18 protein-coding genes are annotated in these 20,090 nt (G+C 47.1%); 8 read left to right on the forward strand and 10 right to left on the reverse strand.

The annotated features are described in order from the left end of the window. Window positions 1-14: 14 nt before the first annotated feature. The 5 genes from VNN20_00175 to VNN20_00195 form a co-directional block, all read right to left on the reverse strand. The gene (locus VNN20_00175; protein HWP90604.1) at window positions 15-2,471 is read right to left on the reverse strand and encodes a sigma 54-interacting transcriptional regulator; all 2,457 of its coding nucleotides are present in this window, start codon (window positions 2,469-2,471) and stop codon (window positions 15-17) included. Between the two features lie 48 nt (window positions 2,472-2,519). Next, the gene (locus VNN20_00180) at window positions 2,520-2,891 is read right to left on the reverse strand and encodes a four helix bundle protein (protein HWP90605.1); all 372 of its coding nucleotides are present in this window, start codon (window positions 2,889-2,891) and stop codon (window positions 2,520-2,522) included. Between the two features lie 17 nt (window positions 2,892-2,908). Then, the gene (locus VNN20_00185) at window positions 2,909-4,978 is read right to left on the reverse strand and encodes a sigma 54-interacting transcriptional regulator (GenBank protein HWP90606.1); all 2,070 of its coding nucleotides are present in this window, start codon (window positions 4,976-4,978) and stop codon (window positions 2,909-2,911) included. Window positions 4,979-5,344: 366 nt separating this feature from the next. Beyond that, window positions 5,345-6,175: an adenylate/guanylate cyclase domain-containing protein gene (locus VNN20_00190; protein HWP90607.1), complete on the reverse strand. Its 831-nt coding sequence runs from the start codon at window positions 6,173-6,175 to the stop codon at window positions 5,345-5,347. Between the two features lie 109 nt (window positions 6,176-6,284). Next, on the reverse strand, window positions 6,285-7,118 hold the full coding sequence (locus VNN20_00195; protein ID HWP90608.1) for a nickel-binding protein: 834 nt from the start codon (window positions 7,116-7,118) through the stop codon (window positions 6,285-6,287). 353 nt (window positions 7,119-7,471) lie between these two features. Between VNN20_00195 and VNN20_00200 the strand changes: the two genes are divergently transcribed. Then, window positions 7,472-8,536: a cobalamin-independent methionine synthase II family protein gene (locus VNN20_00200; GenBank protein ID HWP90609.1), complete on the forward strand. Its 1,065-nt coding sequence runs from the start codon at window positions 7,472-7,474 to the stop codon at window positions 8,534-8,536. 288 nt (window positions 8,537-8,824) lie between these two features. Here VNN20_00200 and VNN20_00205 read toward each other — a convergent pair whose 3' ends face one another. Continuing rightward, window positions 8,825-9,115: a hypothetical protein gene (locus VNN20_00205; protein HWP90610.1), complete on the reverse strand. Its 291-nt coding sequence runs from the start codon at window positions 9,113-9,115 to the stop codon at window positions 8,825-8,827. Window positions 9,116-9,319: 204 nt separating this feature from the next. Between VNN20_00205 and VNN20_00210 the strand changes: the two genes are divergently transcribed. The 3 genes from VNN20_00210 (at window position 9,320) to VNN20_00220 (ending at window position 10,955) form a co-directional block, all read left to right on the forward strand. Further along, the gene (locus VNN20_00210) at window positions 9,320-9,862 is read left to right on the forward strand and encodes a hypothetical protein (protein HWP90611.1); all 543 of its coding nucleotides are present in this window, start codon (window positions 9,320-9,322) and stop codon (window positions 9,860-9,862) included. A 71-nt stretch (window positions 9,863-9,933) separates the two neighbouring features. Beyond that, window positions 9,934-10,383 (forward strand): hypothetical protein, encoded by a 450-nt coding sequence (locus VNN20_00215; GenBank protein HWP90612.1) that lies wholly within the window; start codon window positions 9,934-9,936, stop codon window positions 10,381-10,383. 140 nt (window positions 10,384-10,523) lie between these two features. Next, entirely contained in the window at window positions 10,524-10,955 is a 432-nt protein-coding gene (locus VNN20_00220) for an FxLYD domain-containing protein (GenBank protein HWP90613.1), read from the forward strand. A 122-nt stretch (window positions 10,956-11,077) separates the two neighbouring features. Here the strand turns inward: VNN20_00220 and VNN20_00225 are convergent, their stop codons facing one another. From VNN20_00225 to VNN20_00240, 4 genes are all read right to left on the reverse strand, one after another. Continuing rightward, on the reverse strand, window positions 11,078-13,453 hold the full coding sequence (locus VNN20_00225) for a multiheme c-type cytochrome (GenBank protein HWP90614.1): 2,376 nt from the start codon (window positions 13,451-13,453) through the stop codon (window positions 11,078-11,080). Then, entirely contained in the window at window positions 13,450-14,910 is a 1,461-nt protein-coding gene (locus tag VNN20_00230; protein ID HWP90615.1) for a cyclic nucleotide-binding domain-containing protein, read from the reverse strand. Before VNN20_00230 ends, VNN20_00225 begins: the two co-directional genes overlap by 4 nt. 243 nt (window positions 14,911-15,153) lie before the next feature. Beyond that, on the reverse strand, window positions 15,154-15,798 hold the full coding sequence (locus VNN20_00235) for a DUF1326 domain-containing protein (GenBank protein ID HWP90616.1): 645 nt from the start codon (window positions 15,796-15,798) through the stop codon (window positions 15,154-15,156). 92 nt (window positions 15,799-15,890) lie between these two features. Continuing rightward, window positions 15,891-16,223 carry a hypothetical protein gene (locus tag VNN20_00240; GenBank protein HWP90617.1) on the reverse strand — a complete coding sequence of 111 codons (333 nt, stop codon included), beginning with the start codon at window positions 16,221-16,223 and terminating at the stop codon, window positions 15,891-15,893. Window positions 16,224-16,583: 360 nt separating this feature from the next. On the opposite strand from VNN20_00240, the gene VNN20_00245 reads away from it, so the two are divergent. The 4 genes from VNN20_00245 to VNN20_00260 all read left to right on the forward strand — a co-directional run. Beyond that, on the forward strand, window positions 16,584-16,943 hold the full coding sequence (locus tag VNN20_00245) for a hypothetical protein (protein ID HWP90618.1): 360 nt from the start codon (window positions 16,584-16,586) through the stop codon (window positions 16,941-16,943). Window positions 16,944-17,646: 703 nt separating this feature from the next. Further along, window positions 17,647-17,934 carry an STAS domain-containing protein gene (locus VNN20_00250; protein ID HWP90619.1) on the forward strand — a complete coding sequence of 96 codons (288 nt, stop codon included), beginning with the start codon at window positions 17,647-17,649 and terminating at the stop codon, window positions 17,932-17,934. Between the two features lie 34 nt (window positions 17,935-17,968). Continuing rightward, window positions 17,969-18,580, forward strand: a complete 612-nt coding sequence (locus VNN20_00255) for a sigma-70 family RNA polymerase sigma factor (GenBank protein HWP90620.1) — start codon at window positions 17,969-17,971, stop codon at window positions 18,578-18,580. Between the two features lie 838 nt (window positions 18,581-19,418). Next, a partial coding sequence (locus tag VNN20_00260; GenBank protein HWP90621.1) for a sigma factor occupies window positions 19,419-20,090 on the forward strand: 672 nt, incomplete at its 3' end.

The following is a 20,090-nucleotide window of genomic DNA, read 5'->3' on the forward strand; positions in this document are numbered from 1 at the left end:
TAGCAATCTAAAAATTACTTTGGCCTCTTTATCCCCAGCTTCTGCATCCTAGACCTCAGGGTATTTGGATTAATTCCCAGGATGGTAGCGGCGCCCTGCTTTCCGTGTATCACCCAGTTGGTCTGCTCCAGCGCCCGAATTATGTGCGTACGTTCGACCTCTTCCAGTGTTTCTTTGACCCCGGTTTCAGGGACCGGGTTCAACCCCAATACGGATTCATCAATCTGGATGGTCGGGCCAGCCGAGACGACGGCCGCCCGCTCGATTATGTTCTGCAACTCCCTGATGTTTCCGGGCCAGGGATAGTTAACGAGCTTATTCATTGTTTCTTTGGAGATTCCCTCAACCTGCTTGCCTAACCTCTTAGCAAATTTAGTGACGAAGAAATTCACCAGGAGCGGGATGTCCGCTTTCCTTTCCCTTAGCGGCGGAACCTCCAGGGGGAAGACGTTCAGACGATAGAAGAGGTCTGACCGAAAGGCCCCGGACTTTACGGCATCGGAAAGGTCCCGGTTAGTAGCAGCGATAACCCTCACGTCTGCCTTGATTGGCTTACTGCTGCCCACCCGTTCAAATTCTCCCTCCTGAAGGACGCGCAGGAGTTTCACTTGCGTATCCAGGGGCAACTCTCCGACCTCATCCAAGAAGATTGTTCCCCCGTTAGCCAGCTCGAACCTTCCGATTCTTCTCTGCAATGCGCCGGTAAAAGCGCCCTTTTCATGCCCGAATAGCTCGCTCTCTACCAGTCCAGCAGAGATTGCCCCGCAGTTTACCTTGACAAGAGGACGGTCTTTACGCGGGCTCAAGTTGTGAATTGCTCTCGCTATCAGCTCCTTTCCTGTTCCTGTCTCGCCATAGATTAAAACGCTGGCATCGGTTGAAGCTACCTTCTCCACACTGCGAAGCGCCTTGTGGAGCGATTCGCTTTGTCCTATGATCTCTTCAAAATTGTATTCGGATTTGATTTCTTCTTGCAGATAAATGTTCTCCGCCTGTAGCCGGTTCTTAAGCTGTTCGACTTCCGAGAGCGCTCCCCGTAGTGCTTCCTCTGCCCGCTTACGCTCGGTAATATCCTCGACCATGGCAAACGTATAGATGAAATTTCCGTTAACGTCGCGTACCGACGAGCAATTCGTGTTTGCCCACATAAGCGAACCATTTTTTCTACGGTAACGCTTCTCGATTCTAAACTCCTTGCGTTTTCCTTGGACCAGTTCACCGAATACTCTTTTGCTTTCAGGAAGGTCTTCTGTAAGGGTCACTTCCCTAAAGCTTATTTCTTTTAGTTCATCTTCGTTGTATCCAAGCATTTCCTGGAATGATTTGTTGACCTGGACGAATTTCCCATTGGCATCGTTGATAGAGATTCCAATCGGGGCAGACTCAAAAAGAGTCCGGAAGCGCTCTTCACTTTTTTTAAGTGATTCCTCCGCTTTCTTTCGTTCGGTAATATCGGTCACGAAAGCATAGAGGTATTCCGGTTCTCCAGCCGCATTACGGTAGATATCGGCTATTAGCTCCACCGGTACCAGTGTTCCATCTTTCCGGATGTATTCTTTCTCGTACCGAACTGGAATTCCCTCCGTCATTAAGCTGGTGATTTGCCCTGCTTCGAATTCATGCCATGGTTCTGGAGTAATTTCCTGGTAGGTCATAAGGTGTAATTCTTTAGAGCTGTAACCGGTTAGCTGTTCATAGGCGTGATTGAACCTGATTAATCGTCCATCCAGGTTGCTTACGGCTACGGGCTGATTTGTTTGCTCTATCAAGTCATTGAGAAACCGAAGTTCGTGGGCTGTTTTCCTGAGCGTTTCTTCCGTCCGCTGGCGCTCGGCGATGTCAGCGGCGACTGCCTCGAGGTGCTCGAGAAACATGTCGGTTGAGACGTAGTACGGGTTCTTATGAACCGAGTCCTCGCGAATAATCAAGGGGTGTGTCTCGAAACCGCCATGATGCACGATGTGGCCGGGCAACCCGCGCATGTCGTACATGCACACGACGACGCAAGGGAACTGTTTTGTGGCATCGGTGACTTTGGCCTCAAAAGCGAGCAGGTCCTCCTGGTCAGGCCAGTTGTGCTTGAACCACCCGATGTTCCCGAGGAGTCGGACGAGAGGAGTGCCGCCAGCTATTGCTTGTTCAAAGGTGGCAGCAATTGTTTGCAGGATCGCATCACCGGATGAATTCCCGCGCAACACGGTCAACCGTCGCTTGGCCTGCAAGGCTTCGACATCGAAGCCTCGTTTTCGCAAGATCTTAAATACAGCTTGGTTGGCTTCATCGTGGCCAAAGATTACGCAGTGATCGGTGCCGAGTAACCCCGCTTCTAAGAAGCCAACAGCATCGGCGAACTCTTTGTCGGTTTCCCAGAAGTAGGCGACGTGGGCATGAAGAGGGACATGCTCATCTTTAATGCCCAGCTTGACTGAAGGCGGCTCAGACAGTGTTGGATGAGGTTTCCTGTTTTTCATCGAAGTTATTGGGAATTGGGAATTAGGAGTTTGGAATTAGTAATTAGCTCAACCTCTGGTTCCTAAGTTCTTTATAAGCGCGTTTATCATTTTACCAATTCTCTCGATGTTTTCTTCAAGTTGGCTTAATGTATTCTGATCGATGTAATTCAATCTATGGGAGATTATTAGTTGGGTTTCCAACTCCATTAAAGACCCTCTGGCGATCCTCAGAAACTGAACGTATTCCCCTGTTTTCCCTCTTCCCCAGCCCTCGGCTATATTAGTTGGTATTGATACCGCCGCCCTTTGAATCTGAGAGGTTAAAGAGTATTGCTCTTTTGGGGGAAAGCTTCGAGTTAATTCGTAAATTCCTTCTACCAGTTTTACTCCCTCTTGCCAAACCTTCAATTCCTTGTAGCTTTCCACGTTTTCACCCAATTCCCAATTCCTAACCCCTAATTCCTAACCCCCGGCCTTCTTATTCCCAGTTTCTGCATCCTGGAGCGAAGGGTATTGGGATTCATGCCCAGTAAGGAGGCGGCGCCCTGCTTGCCGTCGATTATCCATTTTGTTTTTTCCAGAATATACAGAATGTGAGTACGCTCGACGTCTTCCAAGGTATCGGAAGCTTGGCTTTTTGAACCGACATTTAGTCTTAAGAGGGATTCGTCTATCTCTATCTCCGGGCCTTCCGAAACGACCACGGCCCGCTCTATGACGTTTTGTAGCTCCCGGATGTTTCCGGGCCAGGGATAGCTCGCCAGCCTGTCCATGGTATTCTTTGAAACTCCCCTAATCTCCTTGCCGTGTTTACGGGCGAATTTGGTGAGGAAGAAGTTAACCAGAAGCGGGATATCTGACTTTCGTTCATGGAGCGCCGGGACCTCAATCGGGAAAACGTTTAATCTATAGTAAAGGTCTGACCGGAACAACCCGTTTTTAACGGCGTCGTTAAGATTCCTGTTTGTGGCGGCGATGACGCGTACGTTTACTTTAATGGGTTTACTGCTCCCCACGCGCTCAAACTCTCCTTCTTGAAGCACCCGTAGGAGTTTTACTTGCGTGTCCAATGGCAGTTCGCTGACCTCGTCCAGGAATAATGTTCCCTTGTCTGCCAGCTCGAATCTGCCGATTCTTTGCTGCACTGCCCCGGTAAAGGCACCCTTTTCGTGGCCAAAGAGTTCACTCTCAAATAAACCCGTGGCTATTGCCCCACAGTTGACTTTGACCAGTGGCCGGTCCTTCCGCGGGCTCAGGTTATGTATGGCCCGGGCCAGGAGTTCTTTTCCGGTTCCGGTTTCCCCGCTTATTAGTATAGTGGTATCGGTATGGGCCACCTGCTCAACCTTTCGTAACACCGTCTTGATTGATTCGCTATGCCCTATTATTTCTTCAAAGTTGTATTCTGTCTTGATTTCTTCCTGTAAATAAGTTTTTTCTGCGTGCAGTTGGTTTTTAAGCTGTTCCAATTCGCGCAGGGCTTTCCGCAAAGCCTCCGCCTGCTGTGCATTATTGATCGCAGTCTCGATTTGGTGCGCCACGATTTCGAGCAAATTCAACTCTTCTTCGTCGAAGGCGTTTCTTTGAAGGGAGAGTATAGTTATGGTTCCCCATGTTTTCCCCTCGTAGCGAATGGGCATACATAAATAACTCTTTACCCCCATTTCTCTGGTTGCAGGGTCGATAAAAGTATCTATGTCTGCATCCGGGGAGTACCTGGGCTTTCCCTCTGTAATAACCTTCCACCTGAAACCTTTTGGGTAGGGGATTCTTCTCAACCCTTCAATATATTGGTTTGGGTAGCCCCTATGCGCCTTCAAGACTACTTCCTGTTCTTCGACGAGGTAAATGGTAACGCCGTCAGCCCGGTCTATATTCTTACTCAAGACCTCGACGGCATTTTCAAAAACGTCCTGTAGGTTGATTGATTGGTGGACGGCGCGAGTTACCTTGCTGATGATGGTCTCGTAACGATTTTTCTTAGCCAACTGTGCGTAGCTTTCCCTGAGTGCATCCTCCGCCCGTTTTCTCTCCAGTTCGGCCCCGGCTCTGGCAGCAAAGATCTGGAGTATGGACATTCCGGTCGGTTTGTCCGGCAAAGGTTTATCATCGAGAGCGGCCAGATGCCCCAGGACATTTTGCCAGGAATCCCTAATCGGGATCCCTAAAAAGCTCTCGGCCTGCCACTCGGCCAGACCCAGGTCTCTTGGGAATAATGACTGTAAATCATTAGGGTAATAACACACGTTCCCGGCAATGACATTTTCACAAGGGGTGCCGGCCAGGGCATACTCGAAGTTATCTCCAAAATCTTGACCCGCCCAAAAAGCGAGGGTACGGACTCTGGTTAGGGTTTTATCCGTACACTGCGTAACAAATGCATAGCGTACACCTAGGGCAGATGCAAGGTGGTGGACCAGTGAGCGAAAAAAATCGGGGCCGGTAGACGAAGCTGTTCCTTCGGCTAGGTGTCTCAGCAACTCCGATTCAACTGCCGCTTTCTTATTCCCTTCCTCATCGTTCATGATTTAACTCTGAATTGTGAAGACTGACTCCCGTACAATATAGCTTTCAAACTAACCCGAATCAAGAAATTGGCCTTTGCAAACTGGTTTAGGCGGAATGGGGATTAACTATTTGGTCTCTATACATCCGGATGGGCTTTAATGAATTCGAGCCATATTCACCCTGCCGGTTCCTGCCAGTTTAAAATCGGCCTACAGCAACTACTGTCCAAATCATATCCGTTCAAGTAACCCGTGTATGTCCTGATGACATTAGTTTTTAGAAATGGGATTGTGGTCGTGGAATTTATCCTTTCTTTTTGCGGTGAAGCAACCTCTTATTTGGAACAAGTTCAGCCTACTGCACAAATTTGGGGTGCTCTGTCATTAGCCTAATTTCTTTACCCAAACGTCTACCGGTTCCTTTCGGCCTTTGAGCTCCAGATGATACGCTGTCATATCATTGGTTTTAAGCCCAGCAGCGGCTCTTGTGGCATCACTCAACATAACTTCTCCTGCCCGGGCCTCGGATGCAAGCCGTGCTGCCACATTTGCAGTGTCTCCCAAGACGGCTATATCTGCTACACCGCCCTCCGTGCTCACGGCGCCGACGAAGGCCACACCGGTATGAATACCCACTCCTACCGGTATCCATGGCCCCCCCGGGTTCCCATGGCCCGTTACTCGAAGTATTTCCTCTCCGGCCTCTAATGCCACCCGAGCGTGCGAAGCTCCGGCTATACCCGGCACAAAGAAAGCGGTTACCTCGTCGCCTATCAACTTCTCCAGCAGGGCATTCCTCCTGAACAGTACCTTGGTCGTAGCCTTGTAAAAGCGGTCAATCAGATGGCTGAATTCAGCCGGGCTCATACTTTCGGCCAGCCCGGTTGACCCGCGAACATCCGCAAATAGCATGGACTGCTCGATCTCTGCACCTCCCCGATACTTACTGGCAGCCCTTTCACACACATTGCACAAATAAGGATTCATTCTGGAGGCTTCGAGCCCTATGAGGGTCCGGACCAACGTCCCTCCTATTCCGCCAAACGGATAATAGCATATTCCACATCGCGGGTCGGTGGGGAGCAATTTAGCGATGGGACGAAGGAACCTCGACTCAAACCACGGAGACCGGACGAATTTTGGGCACTCCCCAGTAGTCATATAGGTTCGCCACATCTCCTCAGCGAGTGGGTCGTTCTCGGTTTGTCTAGTCATCTTAATGAACCCTCAGCAAATTCAAGGCATCCTCAAACCAGGTGTCGGGTGCCGCACCTGGTTGGTTCACTTACAATACAACCGCGGTAATGCAGTTAGGCACATTCTATCATCCCTGCCATCTTACCTCATACACCTGCACGGGATAGTCAAAACCCTTTAGTGCGATTCTTCCTAGATCCGTGAATAATGATTTCTCGCCCGGATATTGATTGAAGATGACCTCTGCGGCCAGGATCTGGCCGGGATCGGCGTAATTACAGATTCGAGATGCCAGTTGAACGGTCGATCCAAATAAGTCGTTATCCTCTTCGACGGGCTCACCGGCACTCAGGCCGATTCTCAGGTGCATGGGTGTTTCTTTATTTTGCTTATTGTAATTTGCGAAAGCCTTCTGAATAGCGATGGTACACTCGATAGCCTGCGGGATTGAGGTAAAAGAGGCCATGATGCCATCGCCTGTGTGCTTTACTTCACGCCCGTCATAGTCTCGCAAGGCAGTGCGTATAAGGGAGTTGTGAATATGGAGTAAATGTATAGCTTTGGCGTCCCCCAGTTGTGTGGTCATTGCTGTCGAGTCTTTCAGGTCTGTAAACATGATAGCGCGAAATGCTGAGTCGACGGCTGCACTGCTACTCGTTCCCGCGGTCTCCTTGGGCGCGGGGTCTTTTACCCTGCCCAGGAAGGCTTCTACGACCGTGGGGTCAACTTCGATTATCTCGTGAGGGATATCTCCATGTGCCTCATCGTGGGCTTTTCGGATACGCTCCTTGTTTGGGGCGTCGACAAGGCAGAAGGTGGTGCCACGTTTCTCGTCAAACCAGTAGGTAAGGAACTGAACCCCATATTTTTCTTGAATCTTGAGGTCCTTTTCGTGGGCAAGGGCAATCGCATGTCGAGTTGCGCCTTCAATGTTGTAGTGGCGATCCATATAGATGGGCATATCTAATCTCCGCAAATGTCTCCCTAGATTAGAATTAACAATAAAAATAGCAGTCTAATCTATGGATTATTGTTTCATTGTACTCGTCACATTCTGAAAAAACTAGGGTGAAAAATTAGTTGCGGAACTGATGGATTGTCACTTACGAAGCTTATACCTACTTATAATACGCGGAGCGGAATTCACCGTAGGAACACGACTCGGCGTGTTCCTGTATGACGGGTACGCCTTCCCTGCTCCAGCCGGAGGGGAAGTGTGACCACAATCTATCTCGCCGTCTTACCTAGGGTTGCACTCTAAGGGTTTGGTAAAGTAGAATATCAATTAACTTCAATTTTATTGGGGAGGTTAGCATGTTGATACCTACTGAGCCTATTGGCAGTATTCCCAGACCGCAGGAGCTTATCGAGGGTATAAAGGCGTTCGATGCCGGTCGCATCTCACAAAATGAGCTGGATTCACTATATCACTCAGCAATCCTCGACACCTTCAGGCTCTTTGAGGCGACAGGATCACCAGTTATTACCGATGGAGAACAGAGCAAGCCAAGCTTTGCAACTTACCCAATCCATGGGCTCAAGAACATCGCCCCTGACGGTGTTGCAATTCACTTTGCTGACGGTCATGTGCGCCGATTGCCCAGGTTGACGGGAGGCCCCTTCTACTATAAGACTTATGCTTACACATATTTGGAGGTAGCAAAGAAGTATGCTCATATTCCGGTAAAACAAGCGGTCATCTCAGCATCGGCATTGAGCCTTCTATACCCGCAAACTGACATCGAGGGCTATTCCAGACAATCTTTTATCGAAGACCTACTTCGCGAGAACGAGGCCGACATTCGCCACTGTCTACAGAAAGGTGCTTATAAAGTTCAAATCGATTTCACGGAGGGAAGGCTCGCCGTCAAGCTGGACCCAACCGGGAAGCTTCTTAAAAGTTTTATAGACCTTAACAACCGGGTGCTCGATCGTTTTTCGGCAGAGGAGCGAAAGAAAATCGGAGTTCATACCTGCCCCGGTGGAGACCGGGACTCGACTCACAGCGCAGATGTGGACTACGCTGGACTTTTACCGGATTTGTTTGAACTCAAGGCTGGGAATTTTTACATTCAATTGGCTAGCGAGAGTGACCGTCCCAAGGTTCTCAGGATAATTAAAGAGCACGTAAAACCCGATCAAAGGATTTTCATCGGAGTAATTGACCCGATAAATCCCAGGATAGAAACACCAGAGGAAGTAAGGGACCGGACTCTTGAAGCCGCCGAGTATATTCCGCTTAACCAACTGGGAACGACTGACGACTGCGGTTTTGCCCCGTTCGGCGACGATACTTCCACCTCTAGAGAGACGGCTTTTGAAAAGATTCGCGCCCGGGTTCTTGGTACTGCCCTGGCCGCCAAGGTACTCCGGGTCTGATAGGATCAGCACTGCTCGAAAAGCAGGGAAATTCTTAGAGTGAGCGTAAAACTTCTGAGTCACCTATATATGTGATCTCATAACCTTTGGATGAGAGTACTCCTTTATATCCGGGTGATTCGGAGAGAATTGAAAAAGAGGTAATATCGTCGCTGAGTCTGGCTATTACGAAGTATCCCCTTATCTAAGTTCTAAGACATGGAAGTGGGGGTAAATAAAACGGTTACAGGTCTAACCAAGGGGCGGTCTGAATTTTGTTTTAGTTATTCTTTTACCGACAAGGTCGGTTTATTTCTTACGACCACTTGCCGCTACTTTAGCCTCGATTCGCTGGACTCGGGTTAAAACCTGTTTGAGAAGCTTTCCGTTTTCGTCTATTTGTTTTTTGTTTCGGTTAAGTAACTCTCTATTTTGCTTAATTTGTTTCTCATTCTGGACAGGTTGTTTATAATTTCGCTCGAGAAGTTCCCTATTCCGCTTTATGAGCTCAGAATTACTATTCGCAGTAGAACTTATATTTTTTAACTGTTCCTTAAGGGAACCTAACTCCGATAAAATCTTGTTTAAAATCTCCTCCATAATGGCCTCCTTCTAATCGAATATTGGTCTTTATAAGGCAAGTAAGTCCAAAATTTCTCGTTATGCTACACTTTTTGTGTTTCCTTTGTCAAGTGTATTAAATGGGGTGATACATAGACTCTTTTCATAGCTTTACACGGGGTGCTTCGTTTGATAGTATAGTGCTAAAGTTTTGTACCCGACTTAGATGAGTTAAGAAATCACGTGCCGAATGAAAAGATTAATTTCCTTTTAGAAAGTTATAAGGATACGGAGAATCTGATTCGTCTTTGTGATGCTAAAGCAGCAGGAATTATTACTATCTTAGCCTTTATGTTTCTACCGCTAGTAACTCCATTGAAAGGAACTGTAATTAGAGTTTTTGAGAAAGGAGAGGGCGTCTCGGAGTTAATAATGGGGGCAGTGTTAATAATCCTTATACTCGGTTTTCTTGGCTCTGCTTTGTTGACCTTTTCTTATATGTTTAAGACGGTAAAGCCCAGGAAAAAGGTTTTGGAGCACAGTTTTGAGACCAAAAATGTATTTTGGTGTCTTGATATTTGCCAGATAGTAGAGAAACACGGAGCTGACCACTTTAGGGATTTAGTCAACCAAATAGATAGTTTCGACAATGAATTAATTAAGGCGGTAATTATCATCTCCCAGATAGGGAAAGAAAAGCTACAAGCTATCGATAAAGCGAGTCAGTATTTGAAATATACGGCTATATTCTGGTTATCATTGATCGCCATTACCATCTTTATTTAGAGATTTGGGATACAATCTAACCAGGTGAGTTTTTCCTCTATCTATGCTGTAGTTTTGACACTAGAGGGGGCTTGTGCTATATTGCGGAAACATTCATCGCTGAGTATATAAATAAAATGGAAGAAATCGAGAGGATAACTCTTACCCTTCTATACTGCTTTATATTTGTGTTAGCGATAGACGTAGTACAGTCCAAAAGCAGAGAGTGTCCCGAGGGCACGATGAAGGTGCCTAATTCCAATATCTGTATTGAGAAAGTTAATCCCACCAGAGCAGCCAACTTCAAGGATGTATCCATGTATTGTCTTTCTCGAAATCTGGATATTTGCCTAGCTGAACAAATCGTAAAGGCGTGTCAGGAGGGATTAATAAAAGTACCATCGGTTCAAAGTCCTATGGTATTTCTTACGTCAAGTGGAATGTTCGTGAGCATGATGCCCGATTGCAACATTTCTAAAACAGGTCCTATCGGCTCTAGTGAAAAAGAACAGTTTTTGTGCTGTGCTAAGCTTTCTAAATAGTTTATGAGTAGGTATTCAGCCACTAAGGCACAAAGGCACGAAGGAGAAATATGGGTTTTAAAGTCTTAATGCAGTTAAAAGAATTATTCTCTAATCTTGGTGTCTTCGTGTCTTTGTGGCTAAATAGTCACAAATAGTTTATGAATACGCAGGAATTAAGAAAACGAGTTCCAGGTAATTTCTTCTACTTACTAATCCTGTCATTTCTCTTGATTATTCCGGCATCCGGAGAAGATTATGTAATTCGGCTTAAGAGTCTGGATGTATCAAAGGTTTCCGAGGAGCACTTTCAGATTAAAGGAGAGATAGTAAACAACACCGATACGGAACTAAAGCGCGTCTCCATAAAATTTAAGATTTACGATCCATCCGGGGAGGTGATTGAGGAAGACCAGATTTTGCCCTTTGTTAATCCAATTCCACCTCGGGGCAGTTCTCCATTTCTAATCCCGATCAGGTATTCTCGGAATATGGAGATGGATAAGATCACCATGCACTTTATAAACCTGGTTGGGAATGAACTAAGTGTAGACCCTAATGGATATTCACTGGAGATTAAGGTTCCTAAATAAATTGGATTACGATGTATGATGCCGGATACACGATGCAAGATGAGTTAAGTATCATGGATCATGGATCATGAATCATGAATCATGAATCATGAATCATGCATGCATAGATCATGTATCGTGAATCATAGCTTTTTAATTGACTTAGCCACTCCGTTTTCTACCTCAATCTCAACCTTGTTGCATATTGAAATTCCCTCTAGGAGCTTAGGGTCGATTTTTATTACGCGCTTTTCCCTCTGAGCATCGTAAATACTAACGCTCCCGTTTTCCTTATCCATTGACATTACCAATCCTACTATCTTCTGCTCGGAAGAAGCAGAAGAACCGACTATTTTCTCCACACCGGTAGCCGGAGATAAATCAATTTGCCGGTCACCGCTGGCCAAGCCATTCGCCTTTACCTCAATTAGCTTAGATTCGGTTGCCATATCTATGATCTTCAATCGTTTTTTAAGTTTTTCATCAAGCCCTAATCGGTCAAATATCAAAGGCGAGAGGTTCCTAAATCTAAGTCGCACATCCAATTTGATTGGTCCCTTGACGTCGGGGGGAACGGAAATCGGGTAGATTCCAGTTCTGGTCTCGAGAGGTGGTATTCCATGTTTTACGAATTTGTTTGCCTGGCTCGTCAAGAATACGTCGTCCTCCGTCCCGTCTGGATTCACCCTAATCATCTCCGATTGAAAGTTAACCAAATATTTATCCAAGGGAGCTGCATCCAATTTCACCTCCTGACTGCAACGGTTACGCAAATCAAGGTTTCCGTCCAGGTCACCCGAGACAAATAGCAGTCCATCCTCTGCATCCTTTGCAATAACCTCAATCCATAACTGACGCTCAACGGTGAATCCGGAGGGAAGATGGTGTCCCGCTCCGACGTTTGTTACATGCACCGCCACCTGAAACTGAGAGCCGGGAGCAACCGATTTGGGAGCCTCGACCTCCATCTTGGCGCTATCTTTATGCAGTTCGTAGACCTCCTGTATGTATTCCCTCTGAATCCTGGCGGTTTCATCGCGGTTGTCAGCGTAAGGGAAAAAGTCCACAAGGTGATAGTCCACTCCAATCATAGAGTGGTTTGAGATTGGTCTCTCCGGCAAATCCACACCGGCCATAATGGCAGCAGGACCCATCACTTTTTTCTGACCCGGTTTACCGGGAATCGACCTCATGTGACACTCTTGACAGGTTATACCTTTTTCTGCGTACACGCTGTTCTTCCACTCGGCGAAGGTTTCCTCAACCCGGAGTCCCTTGGGAGTAACCACGTCATGACAAGAGCCGCAAAACTCGGATGTCTTAAGATAATCGGAGTTGACGCTCTTATGAAAGTAGTTGCCTGCTGGCTTTGAGTCACCGTTAGTTCCTGTGCCAAAAGGCCCGTATTTCGTCCTGCCTGGCTCTAGAGGGAAGTCCCCGCTCACGAGCCCATGGTCTTTTGCTATAGTGTGGCAGGAGTCGCACTGGACACCCAGAACCCCGATCGGAGCCCTTTTCTCGTTTGGCATCAGAGCGTCTTCGCCTATGGCGATGCTTACGGGTGCGTGACATTTAAAACAGAAGACTCCCACCTTTCCCTTACTGTCCTCCTGAACCTTTAAATTTAGGACAAAAGCAACCGGGCTCACCTGCCCGTATGCGTGCATCGAGCCAATCCACTCATCGTACTGTCTCTGATGGCATTGTCTGCATTCCTGGGGGCTCCCGAAATCAGAAGCAGTAGGAGGGAATACTCTAAAGCTGTCGTCGAGAACGTGCAGAGTAACCATTACCATGAGTCCCGCAGTCACGAGAAGATGGGCGGCCAGCCAGCCACGAAATAGGGGCTTATATTTGAGCTGGCTTATCGATTGTGTCTCTAGCTCCGCCCTCTCTTCGAGAAGGGCAACCGCCTTTTCAAAATCCTCCTTCTCTTCTTCCGGAAGAATCTCCCCCTTTGCCCGGAGTTCCCACCAGTATTCTGCGTCCGGGGCTAGCGGGGCAGGGGTGTTAAGCTCAGAGCCTATTATCTTTTGGAATGGCCTCGATTTATTGTTCAATAAATCATTTATAGATTTGGTAACTTCGTCGAGCCGGGAGAGCACCTTTTCCTGTTCGGTGGCTATGGATGCGGGAACTCGGGTATAAAAATATCTACCCACTATACCGGTAACGATCACCAGGACGAGGAAGATCACACCGAACGTGCTGTAGTCCAAGCCAAAACGAAACTCGGCGTGGAGGGCTATTATGAAAAGAGCCAAGAGTCCCAGATATATGTGTGCTAAAAGCCAACTGTCCAACCTCCCCGGCATACCCCGGGCCAGGCGTTTACGAACTGAGTAGGTCATCACGAAAAGGATAAGAAGAACGGCCAGTATGCCCAGGAAATAGACGATGCCGTTTTCAATTCCCGGTGTTGGAAGGTTAGGTCCCCAGCGATAAACCGCCCAGAAGATAAACCCGGCAGCCACGGTGAATAAAACCCATTTCTTATGAGTCTGAGAGATACTCATCATAGATGCTTCTCCTTCTTGGGAATCACATCTTCGGTATCCCCAAAATACACCATTGGGTTTACCCATCGTATGGCATTTGTGGGACAGTTATTCGTGCAGGCCGTGTCCGGGTATCCCATGCAATTATCGCATTTAATAGCGAGATGCTTGGGCTTAAGCCTATCAGCCTTAGTCCATTTCTCTTCGCTAACCTCTTTTCTTCTCCCCAGCAGGACTCCTAGTATGTCAGACTTAGGCTCGTGCTTGGCAGGAACCATTTGAATGACATTATATGGACACCTTATAGCGCATCCGGCGCAACCTACGCATTTATCGTCGATTATGTAAATCTCACCGGTGGGTGCGCGTTTTATGGCGTCGAAGTTACAGATAAGACACACCGGGTCGTGGCATAAACGGCAAGCAACGGGGACGGATATGTCGGCAATACGGGTGCCCCGTCGGTCTAAACGTGGATAGCCGTGTCGATCCTCGCATGCATCTACACAATTGTTACAGTGGATACAGGTTTTGAGGTCTATTATCAGAAGACTCTCTGCTTGAATTATTCCCTTTTCCACCAGTGCTTCTAGTTTCTCTGCTTTAGCCGGGTCTTTCTGGAGCTTAAGGGCCTTGAGCTTTCGCTCCGTTATAATGTCTTTTATCTCATCGGCAAGCTTTGGATTTGCCTCGATCAGTCTGTCAAAATCCTCTTTTAAGACCTGAAGCGCTTCTATCTTGGTGAAAGCAGATACGGTGGCGGTGCGCCTCCCATCTCCAAGAAGTGCCATCTCACCGAAGTAGTTGCCCTGAGAAATATAAGCCATAATCTGCTCTTTCTCCTTTTGCTTTTTCGTAATTTTGACGAAGCCGGTACGAATAACATATAAAGAGTCGCCGACATCCCCTTCTCTGAAAATAACGTCTCCTTGGTTGTAAGACTTGAAACTTACCCCCTTCTCCAATTTCTCCAGCATGGCATCATCTAAGTTGGCAAAAAACGGCACCTTTCGGAGATAGGTCCTGACCGCTCGCTCAAAGTAAAAACCTTCGATGGTCTCCCTGAAGCGAGAGGAGTGCTTCATTAAATCCTTTAGCTCTTTGGCTGGTATCTCCAGCAGGTGGAGGTCCTCTTTAGCAGTCACAGTAGCACTCCGGGGATAACCGGAAAGAGCGGCCATCTCTCCAAATATGTTCCCTTCCCCCAGGAGAGCCAGTGTTAGATTTTTATATCCCGCTGTACTTATGCTTATTTCTACACTTCCCTCCAGGATAGCGTAACAAGTATCACCGTACTCTCCCTCCCGGCATACTACGGTGCCTGTTAGAAACTGTTGCAGTGTTGATTTTTCGAACAATTTATCCAAATCCTCAGCAGGAAGCTGAGAAAAAATATGCATACGGCCTAGTTTGTTTTTTACAGATACCCTATCTACTTCCATCCCTTCCTCAACTTCTTTACTGAGAGCTGGCCTCATAAGCCGGCCCCAAAATATTCAAGCCCTGTTCTACTTAGCTCCATTATAGCAAATAACATATTACATAACCATATCCATATGCTTGGATAATGGATATGGTTAGCGCTCAGCCGCTGCCGGAAGCGGGAGCGATGCAGTATCGGACGCTGGAGGCAGTCGGCTGCGACGCCTTGTTCGGCGGTCTCCGACCCACTCGTATTCTCGGTTTAGCCGGACAACTCGCAACGTTGGAAATGATGGTCCCTATCGTGAGCGGACCACCCCCTTGCCCGACTGGCGAAGAACCGTGAAATGACAGTAGGTGTCCGTGAGGTCGAGGGCGATTGAAGCCGTCGTCTTCGTGGTGCCACTGCCGATCTCCGCGACCTCGAACTCGATCCCATTCGGGAGGTCGATGCGAACGCGATGCTCAGCCCCCGTCGCAGCACTTCGGATCGGACGGGCCGTGGATTCGAGTACGCCCGGGATCACGATACGCGCTCTTCTCCTCTCGATGTTCACCTCGAACTCGATGCGTTTGAAAAGAGGGGGATGGACGGTACTCGACATCATCCGATAGACCCACCAGTGGGTTGCCCCTTCGTTGGTCTCGCCACCGTACAGGACTGTAGCAAGAGCGCCTCGTTGCTGGCTGTCCGCTCGCTCATCGATGATGGCCTGACACTCGCCGTTGCCCTCGTAGATCGGTCCCGGCCAGGCGTAGAGGAGGGCTGCACCGAGGCCATCGAGCGCCAAGTCTCCAAAGTGGCCCTTGTCGATGAGAACAGCCGCGAAGCCCCGGCAGTCTCCGTACGTGGGACGGGGTGACTCGAATTGGCAAGGACAGGCGTAGTCGCAGTTGCAATTGCTGAACTCGATGCCTTCTATGTACCAGTCAACCTGTGCCATGGTATCCTCCGTCAAAAGTACCGAATAGTTGCCGAACCATACTTTAGTATTCTCGGAGCACGCTTTTCGTGCATCTCCTTTTATGAAAATAGTTAATTCTTTTCCATAAGCATGCCAACCGCCTTCACCCCTCCTCGGTTTATGGCCATAGCAATGGGACAGATAGCGTCGCAATGTCTCTTCAAACGCAGGTCAAAAGCAACAACATTTTCATTCGCTACAAAACTCGTTCCCCAGTTGCTGAAACCCTCCTGTCTGTCAAGTCTGAGGTTATCTAGAAACTCCCTTTCCCTTTTTACCAGGTAGGAGTTAAGGCTTTCGGCTGAAGACGGTACAGCCGTCAAGTTATAAGAGATATGTACAAAAACAGACGACGTTGACATCAGGGTAATTGTCAATGCTGTGACCGCCAAAAAGGTTTTCATTTCTTATCGCTCCATATCCTGCTTTTTCCTGTACAGAAGAGAGTGCATAGTCCGTGCCAGATACAAGAAGCAGAGGGAAAAGTACGGCAACCTCCTTCAAAATAATGAATTTCCGGTTTTTAGATTTGAATATTGGAAAAGTGGATATATGCGTACCGGTAAACTTTGTTTACAGCACAGTAAACAAAGTTAACGGTTAATAGGTCATATCATAGAATTGTTTAGAGAAATTTGCGGCATGTAAAGACCCCAAAAATGTTATCAGACAAGGTGTTACATGCATTTATGGAATGCCCTTCCATATTTGGCCCACTCTTTGCCCTCTAGCAGAAACTGAAATCAAAAAAGGAGGTGAACAAGATGAAGGGAAAAACCTTTTTTATCCTCTTCCCAGCGCTGCTAGTCTGGCTCACCGTTTCATTAGCTGGTTCCGTTTTTGCAGGACAGGAAGAAGGAAAGAAAGTGACGGTGGAAGGTAACATAGTTTGCTTGATCCCGGATTATCAGAAGGGGACGGTTAACCCAGTGATCGCAACCGGGCCTTGTAATGAACTTCCACCACATCATCACCTTTTGGTGAGCAAGGATGGCAAGGTTTACACACTACAAGGTTTGGATCAGGGTATAAAGGCAATAGAGACAAATCCACACAGAACGAATGTGAAGATTACGGGTACGGCTCAGGAAAATCCAGGTGGCTGGGTTTTATATGTAGAGTAGGCTCTAAGGGTTAGAGCTTAAAATTGAGGGAGAGCTATATTTGGTCTCTCCCTCCAGAACATAATATAAAATAGTTCCAAGCAAGAACAGGTTTGAATAGTACTTCGAATGCGCCGAGAATTATATGATCCAAAAAACAAGCACAAAAGGGGGTCAGCTAGTTTCCCACGGTGTTGAATCCCCCAGGTAGTTTCCTGTGGTTCTACCACAATTAATTATGATTTTCCCGGAGCTCTAACTTCATCCCTTACCCAACAGGATAGGGATGCTATTTATCGGGTTCTCAGCTTAATATCTATATCCATACCTCGGTTTATTATTAACCGGGAAATATGTATTTATTACGTAGGAACACGCCGTGGCGTGTTCCTACAATGGATTCTCGCTTTCACAAACAACAAGTCGTAAGTCCCTCAATTTAGCCTACTCCCACAAAGTTTTACCAATTTTGCCGTGAAAATGCATGAGAGATGTATATGGATGTCATTTGGGCGCGCTGCAGTTGCTTCTCGTTACGATATTTCGTAACGATCACGATATATCGTCCCGGAGATTTTTGAGCACTTTCCTAAGAGGAGGGGAAGTGCCTACAAAAAGAGGAGTGATCACGGCCAGTTAAGTTGACTTCTCTATGGCTTTTTCCTCTTGGCACATCCATTGCACTTATATTCAAGTAAAAACAACTGCGGGAAGGAATAGAAGGATGGTCAAAATCACGGAGACATCGGGAGACGAAAAAGCAGTTACCCTGAGGCTTGACGGAAAAATAGTCGATGCCTGGGTGGCGGATTTAGAAAGATTATGCCTCCACTACCGGGACGAGGAACACAAGTCCATAGTGCTCGACTTTTCCGGCGTGACATTCGTGGATGAAAACGGCGTCGGTATGCTGCAAAGGATAAAGGACAGCCGGATAAAAATTATCAACTGTTCGCTCTTCATCGATGCGCTTTTACATAACCTGGTGAGCAGCGACCAAAAAAGTGATTAAAAGGATGAATAAAATGCAGATGAGGAGGGGAAAAATGGACAATTTAAGTACAGCCGAGGAGAGAGGGGTGATGACTTACGTGGAGGATATACGAACCCCGGTTATGGGATTGATTCCCAAGGTCGCTTTGAAGGACAAATCTGCATTCAATGAGTTATACAACCGGTTCTCGCAGGTAGTGTTCAACCTGGCAATGAGAATAGTAGCGGACAGGGGGGAGGCCGAGGAGATCGTCCAGGAGGTATTTTTTCAGATATGGGATAAAGCCTCTCTATACGATTCTAACCGGGGGGCCGAGTCAACCTGGATCATAAACATAGCCAGGAGCCGGGCCATAGACAGGCTTAGAACCCTCGGATTCAGGAAATTTAACACCGAGATCAACGAGGAAAAAATAAACCACAAATCCGACCTTGCTACTATAATAGAGCAAAAAGACGAAAGAAAGACCATAATCCAGAAGGCGCTCGATAGTTTACCGGATGAGCAAAGGGTCGCAATAGAGATGGTTTATTTTGAAGGGTACACCCACTACGAGATTGCCGAGAAGTTGAACCAACCTGTCGGGACGATCAAGACGCGTATATCTTTGGGCGTAGCCAAACTCAGGAAGCAAATCGCTCCTTACATGAAGCAATTAAGCTGAGGAATTACTCAGGTGATCATGTGGGGTTAGTTTCACTTTGTGCCCTGAGTATTCTGTTTAGTGATGATTTAGTCGAGTTCAAACTTGTCCAGAATAAGAGATTGGTTGTCACTAAAAGTGGGTGTCTCAAAATGATGGTATAGAAACAATTATCTCTTCCCACTTGCTGGGGAAGCCTGTACTGGTCCTGACGAAGGGTCTATGGTTCGACTGAGTTTATTCCTTCTCCGATTAAATCGGGGACCAGCTCAGGACAGGCTTTGAGCGCAGTCGAAAGGCTCATGGTTCGACGGAGTTTATCCTGAGTTCAGCGAAGGGCTCACCATGAAGGCAGATCTGAAACTCGCAACAATACCATGCCCTTCACCCTGAGTCCTTCGGCTTTTCTCAGGATAGACTACGACTAAGGGTGAGTAGGGTTAAAAAGCTATTTCAACAAATAGTATTAGAATGACGCTTGCATAGCAAACATAAAAGAGGGTGACCTGACTTTAAAAAGACATTTTTATCTATCTAAAGGCCTTGTTTTATTAGTATGAACCTCTAGTTTCGAATTATTTTGGACAGCAGTGAGTCGAGATAAAAAATAAATCCAAAATCAAACTTTATTCGTATACAGGACGAAACAGGACTGAGAAAAGGGATAATTCAAAAAGCCCTGGCCAATTTTCCAGGATGAGGAGAGGTTTCGACAGAGATGTTGTGCCTGGGAGCCTGCGGATATAATCAAAATTATGAACAACCGGATAGGCCGGTCGGAACGGACAGAAAGACAGTCTATCTGGATTTTATTAAGCTAAGAAATCTCATCGCTCCTTGCAAGGATATGCTGAAATAGATGGAACACAAAGACGATTTTGAAGAACTGGTCACGCTCCACGCCCTTGGTGCTCTGAAAGGGGAAGAACTGAAAAAAGTTGAAGAGCACCTTAGAAATGGATGCAAGGCCTGCATGGATATCTTAGAGGAGACTGAATTAGCGTTATCCTTTCTTCCTTACTCTCTAGCCGATTACCCACTTTCTAAAAACCAATTGGGAAAGATTTTACGAAGGATAGATTCGGCTGAGATGTCCAAAGACAGACCCTATACGCTTGACTTTGAAGAGATTTTCGACCGTTATGCCAACAAAGTATATTGGCTCGCCCTAACTTTGTTTGGAGAGAGAGCCGCCGCCGAAGAGATTGTGGAAAAGGTATTCACCAGAATCCGGGAGAGGGTTAGAAGATTTGAGGATGAAACAAAGCTCATCCAGGAGATTTATCGCCTGGCTGTAAATGCGGCTATCTCCAGACTTCGAAGACAGGATAAGAAAAGGATCGATGTTAACAACGTCTTGCCCCGATTTCAGGAGGACGGGCATCATCTAAGGGCGATAGTGGATTGGTCCCAGGAAGCGGATGGAAGTCAGCTCGAAAGAGAGTTTAGCAATGCCTTTGATTATCTTCCCTTAATAGACCGGGTGGTTTTAGTGCTGGGTGATGTTGAGGGCATGTCTAATCGAGTTGTA

The sequence above is a fragment of the Thermodesulfobacteriota bacterium genome (genome assembly GCA_035559815.1).
In the GTDB taxonomy this organism is placed as follows: domain Bacteria; phylum Desulfobacterota_D; class UBA1144; order Nemesobacterales; family CSP1-2; genus DATMAT01.

Excerpts from the sequence above, each read along its gene's own strand:
- VNN20_00175 (HWP90604.1), bottom strand. The coding sequence starts at position 2,471 with ATGAAAAACAGGAAACCTCATCCAACACTGTCTGAGCCGCCTTCAGTC.
- VNN20_00185 (HWP90606.1), bottom strand. The coding sequence starts at position 4,978 with ATGAACGATGAGGAAGGGAATAAGAAAGCGGCAGTTGAATCGGAGTTG.
- VNN20_00190 (HWP90607.1), bottom strand. The coding sequence starts at position 6,175 with ATGACTAGACAAACCGAGAACGACCCACTCGCTGAGGAGATGTGGCGA.
- VNN20_00195 (HWP90608.1), bottom strand. The coding sequence starts at position 7,118 with ATGCCCATCTATATGGATCGCCACTACAACATTGAAGGCGCAACTCGA.
- VNN20_00200 (HWP90609.1), top strand. The coding sequence starts at position 7,472 with ATGTTGATACCTACTGAGCCTATTGGCAGTATTCCCAGACCGCAGGAG.
- VNN20_00205 (HWP90610.1), bottom strand. The coding sequence starts at position 9,115 with ATGGAGGAGATTTTAAACAAGATTTTATCGGAGTTAGGTTCCCTTAAG.
- VNN20_00220 (HWP90613.1), top strand. The coding sequence starts at position 10,524 with ATGAATACGCAGGAATTAAGAAAACGAGTTCCAGGTAATTTCTTCTAC.
- VNN20_00225 (HWP90614.1), bottom strand. The coding sequence starts at position 13,453 with ATGATGAGTATCTCTCAGACTCATAAGAAATGGGTTTTATTCACCGTG.
- VNN20_00230 (HWP90615.1), bottom strand. The coding sequence starts at position 14,910 with ATGAGGCCAGCTCTCAGTAAAGAAGTTGAGGAAGGGATGGAAGTAGAT.
- VNN20_00235 (HWP90616.1), bottom strand. The coding sequence starts at position 15,798 with ATGGCACAGGTTGACTGGTACATAGAAGGCATCGAGTTCAGCAATTGC.
- VNN20_00240 (HWP90617.1), bottom strand. The coding sequence starts at position 16,223 with ATGAAAACCTTTTTGGCGGTCACAGCATTGACAATTACCCTGATGTCA.
- VNN20_00245 (HWP90618.1), top strand. The coding sequence starts at position 16,584 with ATGAAGGGAAAAACCTTTTTTATCCTCTTCCCAGCGCTGCTAGTCTGG.
- VNN20_00250 (HWP90619.1), top strand. The coding sequence starts at position 17,647 with ATGGTCAAAATCACGGAGACATCGGGAGACGAAAAAGCAGTTACCCTG.
- VNN20_00255 (HWP90620.1), top strand. The coding sequence starts at position 17,969 with ATGGACAATTTAAGTACAGCCGAGGAGAGAGGGGTGATGACTTACGTG.